Source organism: Psychroserpens sp., assembly GCF_047633235.1.
Lineage (GTDB): Bacteria > Bacteroidota > Bacteroidia > Flavobacteriales > Flavobacteriaceae > Psychroserpens.
Genome location: NZ_JBLIET010000084.1, coordinates 1 through 5,875 on the forward strand (window position 1 = coordinate 1; position 5,875 = coordinate 5,875).

Genomic DNA, 5,875 nt, shown 5'->3' on the forward strand with positions numbered 1-5,875 from the left:
CCTTGGTTTTTTAAACAAGTCAAACACTTTTTTGAAACCGGAGAGCATTTAGCACCAATCTCAATGGCAGATCGCGTTGATGCTGCGAGACGTCACCTCCAGATGTCAATAGATTGGAAAGGTGAAAAATTAGGTGTTTTTGAAACGAGACGTCATTACACAAATTACTTTAAAGGCATTCCTAACTTCAAAGAACACAGAATGAAAATGGTTACTAGCGATGAGGCTAAAGATGTATTTGCTGCTTTTGATGAGGTGTTGGAGTCCTTTGGAAATCACCAGTTTTCTTGATGTTGTAAAGCTGTGCAGCTAGTTTATTTTTGTATGTTGCTATCACAGGTAATGCTATCTAGACCTATAAACTTTAAATTCTTTTAAAGAAACGAGTCCTTTATTATTCTAAAAGACCCGATTATTAATCCATTAGAATACGTCTTTTCGATTTTTATAGAATACGTTTTTAAGAATGTTTAGGACGTTTATCCCAATCCTATTTGTGCTAACTAGCCTACTGCAAATTGAATACTGTAAATTGCATATTGAGGAATTAACCCTTTACCAAATTTCTATTAATTCTTTGTGAAGCTAATTTAGAGGCTAGAATACCTAAGACGACGATAGTGATAAAGACAATTAATAGATTTATAAGCTTTAGTTCTACAGGATAAGCTAACGATGGTGTCAACATAATAAGTGAAAATTGTTGCTGTAAAAACACAACTACAAACCCTAAGATTAAGCCAATTGTACCAGCAATAATGGTCATCAAACTCCCTTGTAAAAAGAAAATACGTCTTATGTCTTTTGTTGTTGTGCCTAAGTTAAAAAGTGTGTTTAGCGATGCTTTTTTATCTAAAATCATCATGATTAAGGCACCAATTACATTAAAAAGGGCAATTATAATTACTAACGTAAAAATGAGATAGACAGCAACGTTTTCGGTATTGAGCATTTTATAGAGTGCATCATTTAGCTGAGCTCTGTTTTTAATAGTGACGCGATCTCCAAAAATAGTTTGCAATGCTTCTGAAACTTGAATTTGGTCAGCCTCTGGGACTAATTTAAACTCTATCGATGATATTTGGTGGTCATTATAGTTCAACAAATATCTAGCAGTCTCAATATTGGCAAAGACATACTCACTATTGAGTTCTTCATTGATGTCAAAGATACCAACGTTATAAGCTTCTAAAGAGTTAAAAGCGCCTTTTACAGAGCTGATTTGTCCTTTTCCTGGTTTAGGGACATATATTTTTTGATTCCTTGTGAGATCAAGAACTCCGTAAGAAAGGTTTCTGGATATGATACCACCAGAAACAATTTGACTAGTGCCGCGTTCTAGCCAATTTCCGTAGTAAACCATAGAATCAATGGCTGTAACTTTAGTAAAGTTTGCATCTACACCTTTCATGGTAACAATTTGCTTTTTACCATCAAATTCTAAAATAACACGTTCTTCTATAATTTTAGAATAGCTTTGAATTCCATTAATAGTTTTAATTTTAAGAGCATCCTCATTTGAAACTATAAACGACTTTCCTTCTAAAGGAAATAGTTTTAAATCAGGATCTACAACAGAGGTATATTCAAGGCTTAAATTTTTTAATCCAGCAAAACCAGAGAGAACAATAAATAGAGCTGTAGCAGCAATTACAGTCCCTGAAGCTGCAATAATAGTCATGATGTTTATAGAGTTATTACTGCTTTTAGAAAACAGGTAGCGTTTTGCTATGTAAAAGGAGAAGTTCATACTCTTAGTTGTAAAGGGAAAATCAATTTTACGATAAAACTATTTATAAAGGTTTTGACAAAACCGATTACTTCTTTTTACGCTTCGCTAAAAGATCTGCCTCTTTAATGGGGTCTTCTTCTCTTTTAAGAGATCTTTCTATGCCGTCAATATATTCTAAAGAGTCGTCAATAAAAAACTCTAAGTTAGGCATACGGCGTAATTGATTTTTGGTACGTTGCGCCATTTCGTGACGAATTAAAGGGGTGTTTGAGCGTATACCTTCAATGAGTTCTTTTCCTTTACCATTGGGAAATACGCTGAGGTATACCTTGGCAACTGATAAATCTGTAGTTACGTTTACTTTACTTACCGAAATAATGACTCCTCGCATGCCACCATCCTTGGCTGCTTTTTGTAATATATCTGCAAGGTCTTTTTGTAAAAGGCCGCCAATTTTTTTTTGTCTTTGGGTAAATTCTTCCATTGTTTTTAAATTTAAGTCGTTGTTACGTCATCATCAGTCATCCTAATATAACGACTTTTATCAAAAATAAAACCAAGTTTTGGTTTCTCACTGCAAAAATAGGCGATAATTAAGGATTATGTTAACTTTGAAGTAAGTAAAAAAGAGAATAACTACTTAAGGGGTTTTTGGTTTTTGGGAAAATGAATATGAAAAAAATAGAACATATAGGAATTGCAGTAAAAGACATTGAAGCGTCAAATGATTTATTTGCTGCGCTCTTGGGCACCAAACATTATAAAACAGAAGCTATAGAAAGTGAGGGTGTAATTACGTCCTTCTTTAAGACAGGGCCAAATAAAATAGAGTTGTTACAGGCAACGACGACCGATAGTCCTATTGCAAAATTCATAGAAAAAAAAGGTGAAGGGATTCATCACATTGCTTTTGCAGTAGCAGATATAGAAAAGGAAATTGAGCGATTAAAAGGCGAAGGTTTTAAGATGATTCACGAAAAACCTAAGCGAGGTGCAGATAATAAGCTCATTGCTTTTTTGCATCCAAAAGCGACAAATGGCGTTTTGATTGAGTTGTGCCAAGATATTAAGAAGTAAATTGATATAAATTGCTTGTAGAGTTTTAAAATATGTGGTAATATTGCAGACTCTTTTAAAGAGCATATTGTTATTTATAACAATAGGTCCCATAGCTCAGTTGGTTAGAGCACCTGACTCATAATCAGGTGGTCCTTGGTTCGAGCCCAAGTGGGACCACAACTATTGAAATCCAACTTAATTTTTAGGTTGGATTTTTTTGTTTATTGCAGGTTATAGCTGCATTTACCGCACTAACTGCACAGTCCAACAAAAAATCAACTTGTCAACTTTATTTGAAGAAAAGGTATCCTATTAGGTATCCCATTTCAAAAATGAGGTGTCCCTATTTAATAATCCGAATTGTATGCCAATTGTTTAACTTAAAACCAATTGGTAATGAAACAACAAATTATGACAGTTTTGTTCTATTTGAACAAATCAAAAACAAATCAAAAAGGAGTCTGCCCTATTTATTGCAGAATTACATTTCTTAAAAAAAGAAAACAATTTTCAACAGGACAATTTGTAAATCCTAAACATTGGAGCTCAAAAAGTCAAAGCGTGTACACAAAGGATGTAAACTGTAACCATATCAATGGTCAATTATCTTTAATTACTCAAAAAACCAATAACACCTATTTAAAACTTCAATTACAGCAGGTTGAATTTAATGTGGTGGATATATCCAACCTATACTTTGGTGGGGAAAGGAAGAAAGAGGATACTCTTATTCGTTATTATAATAAATATCTAGCTAAAAGTAGAAAACTCATAGGGAAAGATATTAAAGAACCTACCTATAAGAAGTTTGAATATGTTAAGGGGTTTATCGAATCTTTCATTCATTTTAAATTCAATACTAAAGACATCGCATTAAAGAGACTAGATCCTCTTTTTCTAGATGATTTAGAGCACTACTTGAAGACAGAAAGGAATCTAGGTCAAAGTACGTCAATAAGATAATTCAACGCCTTAAAAGGCCTGTTAAGGAGGCTGTTTCAGAAGGCTATTTAGACAAAGACCCATTCATGTTGCATAAGGCAAAATCAACAAAAAAAAAGTGGTGTTTTTATCACCAGAGGAACTTCATGCCTATGAACACTTCACATTCACACAGCCTAGATTACAACGTGTAAAAGACCTATTTATATTCTGTTATTATACAGGATTAGTTTATACTGAATTATCTAGATTAGGGCATAAGCATGTGCAAAAAGGCTTTGATGGCATGTTGTGGATTAACATGAAAAGAGAGAAAACTTCAAAAGACTTTTCTATTCCATTACTACCCCTGGCAGAAGCTTTAATTAATAAATACCAATCAAAAGAGCCTCTATAAGTTCCTAAGATTAGTAACCAGAAGTATAATTCGCACCTAAAGGAAATAGGAGCAATCATAGGGATAGAAAAGAAATTAACCACTCACATAGCCAGGAAAACTTTTGCAAGTACTGTATTACTTTATAATGATGTGTCAATGGAGGTTGTAAGTGAGTTATTAGGGCATAGCAGTATGAAGATTACTCAGGACAGCTACGGTAAGGTCGTGCAAAAGAAAATTAGTCTAGAGATGCAAAAATTAAGGAAGAAGTAATGAGTTTCTTCCTTTTTACTTTATAAATAATTCAAGGAATTTCTTAAGTAGGCTTTAACTAGCAATAAATTATATACGGTGTTAGCAATAGTATTTGTTAATTGAAAATATTAATAATTATGCATTTAAATAGGTCTAATTTCTTACAATTTTTTTTGTTATTGTGCCTTTTGAAGTTGTAATGCTCAATAAATAAACACCTATATTTAAGTTAGTTAAATCAATAAGTCCATTAGTTGATTTTATATTTAAATTCTCTCCTAAAGTATTGTAAAGTATTATTTCTTTAAGTTCCAATGGATTATTGGTTTCTATATTAATTCTATTATTAGTAGGATTAGGAAAAACACGTATAGTGTTTTCTAGATAATCAAAATTTGAAAGTGATAGAGTATTATCTATATGATTTTGAAAAAATAACCAAGCTTCTTCACCAGCATTTATATCCATATTTCCCCAAGATCCAGGCCAGTCATGTCCACCACCTACAACTTCATAATACCATACTTCATTATTATCAATACCATTAAAATACTTTTCACTATTGACAAAACTACCGTCAGAGTTATCGATATTTGGTAGTGTTTGTGACGCATTTGCCATACATTCATTTTTTTCCACAAAATAATTGATTGTAAAAGGTATATTAGGATAAGCTCCCCAACCATCATTGTTATTTGGGTCACCAGATAACGGAGTTACGTTATCTTGAGAACCATGTATTTCAAACAGAGGAATTGGTGGGCTATCATCACAGTCATTTAAAATATCTTGCATAATCATTCCAGCGACGGGTGCTACAGCTTTAAACGTATTATATGCCTGACAAGCAAGCATGTAACACATTTCTGCACCATTAGAAAAACCAGTTGCAAAAGTATAATCAGGATTCAAATTATGGGTTGCTTGAAGGTATTCAGCTAATTCCGTTAAAAAACCAACATCATTTACTGTTTCAGTTTGATGAAAGTCATACCCAACATTCCAAAACCGATTTCCATCCGAATCGTTAGTCCCTCTTGGATAACAAACTGCAAAACCATATTGATTTGCAATTTGATTCATACCAGTATAATTTCTCATACTATTAGCATCGCCAGTAAAGCCATGCATAACAAATACCAAAGGCATATTCTCATTTAAATTTGAAGGCTCATAATATAAATATTGACGGTCAATACCGTCATGTTCGAATGTAATAAATTGTGCTTGAGTTATTAAATGAGAAAATAACATAACTATTATTAAAATAGTTAGTTTATACTTTTGTTTCATTTTTAAGGGTTTAGAACTGAATGTGAATTTAAAAAATTAAATGTAGCAATTCTAATTTAATATTATTGAATTCGGTTAGTGTTTCATATGTCTTGCCCTGATATATGGCTACAGGTTAAAATTGATTTTATGCGGTTAATTTATAGACCATATTTGGTGTTTTGAAGTTTAAAGATAAATGTAATCTTACTTCGTTGTATAAATTAATTGCATTT

Annotated in this window: 8 protein-coding genes and 1 tRNA gene; 6 read left to right on the top strand and 3 right to left on the bottom strand. The window is 32.5% G+C overall.

The window, feature by feature from the left end; all coding sequences use genetic code 11:
- Window positions 1-291: tRNA-dihydrouridine synthase (locus tag ACJAZK_RS14590; RefSeq protein ID WP_415224673.1), on the top strand; the 291-nt coding region annotated here is incomplete at its 5' end.
- A 256-nt stretch (window positions 292-547) separates the two neighbouring features.
- Here ACJAZK_RS14590 and ACJAZK_RS14595 read toward each other — a convergent pair.
- Window positions 548-1,750: an ABC transporter permease gene (locus ACJAZK_RS14595; RefSeq protein WP_415224674.1), complete on the bottom strand. Its 1,203-nt coding sequence runs from the start codon at window positions 1,748-1,750 to the stop codon at window positions 548-550.
- 67 nt (window positions 1,751-1,817) lie between these two features.
- The gene (gene rbfA / locus ACJAZK_RS14600) at window positions 1,818-2,216 is read right to left on the bottom strand and encodes a 30S ribosome-binding factor RbfA (RefSeq protein WP_028870521.1); all 399 of its coding nucleotides are present in this window, start codon (window positions 2,214-2,216) and stop codon (window positions 1,818-1,820) included.
- A 188-nt stretch (window positions 2,217-2,404) separates the two neighbouring features.
- Here rbfA and mce point away from each other — a divergent pair, with 188 nt between their 5' ends.
- From mce to ACJAZK_RS14625, 5 genes are all read left to right on the top strand, one after another.
- Window positions 2,405-2,809 carry a methylmalonyl-CoA epimerase gene (gene mce / locus ACJAZK_RS14605; RefSeq protein ID WP_415224675.1) on the top strand — a complete coding sequence of 135 codons (405 nt, stop codon included), beginning with the start codon at window positions 2,405-2,407 and terminating at the stop codon, window positions 2,807-2,809.
- 85 nt (window positions 2,810-2,894) lie between these two features.
- Window positions 2,895-2,968: transfer RNA gene (locus ACJAZK_RS14610), tRNA-Ile, on the top strand.
- 219 nt (window positions 2,969-3,187) lie between these two features.
- Window positions 3,188-3,754, top strand: a complete 567-nt coding sequence (locus ACJAZK_RS14615) for an Arm DNA-binding domain-containing protein (RefSeq protein WP_415224676.1) — start codon at window positions 3,188-3,190, stop codon at window positions 3,752-3,754.
- Between the two features lie 97 nt (window positions 3,755-3,851).
- Window positions 3,852-4,130 carry a hypothetical protein gene (locus ACJAZK_RS14620; protein ID WP_415224677.1) on the top strand — a complete coding sequence of 93 codons (279 nt, stop codon included), beginning with the start codon at window positions 3,852-3,854 and terminating at the stop codon, window positions 4,128-4,130.
- A gap of 63 nt (window positions 4,131-4,193) precedes the next feature.
- Window positions 4,194-4,385: a hypothetical protein gene (locus tag ACJAZK_RS14625; protein WP_415224679.1), complete on the top strand. Its 192-nt coding sequence runs from the start codon at window positions 4,194-4,196 to the stop codon at window positions 4,383-4,385.
- A gap of 135 nt (window positions 4,386-4,520) precedes the next feature.
- Here ACJAZK_RS14625 and ACJAZK_RS14630 read toward each other — a convergent pair whose 3' ends face one another.
- The gene (locus ACJAZK_RS14630) at window positions 4,521-5,660 is read right to left on the bottom strand and encodes a PHB depolymerase family esterase (protein ID WP_415224678.1); all 1,140 of its coding nucleotides are present in this window, start codon (window positions 5,658-5,660) and stop codon (window positions 4,521-4,523) included.
- Window positions 5,661-5,875: the final 215 nt, after the last annotated feature.

Bases quoted from the DNA above. Each gene is read 5' to 3' on its own strand.
- mce (WP_415224675.1), top strand. From the start codon at position 2,405: ATGAAAAAAATAGAACATATAGGAATTGCAGTAAAAGACATTGAAGCG.
- rbfA (WP_028870521.1), bottom strand. From the start codon at position 2,216: ATGGAAGAATTTACCCAAAGACAAAAAAAAATTGGCGGCCTTTTACAA.
- ACJAZK_RS14595 (WP_415224674.1), bottom strand. From the start codon at position 1,750: ATGAACTTCTCCTTTTACATAGCAAAACGCTACCTGTTTTCTAAAAGC.
- ACJAZK_RS14630 (WP_415224678.1), bottom strand. From the start codon at position 5,660: ATGAAACAAAAGTATAAACTAACTATTTTAATAATAGTTATGTTATTT.
- ACJAZK_RS14615 (WP_415224676.1), top strand. From the start codon at position 3,188: ATGAAACAACAAATTATGACAGTTTTGTTCTATTTGAACAAATCAAAA.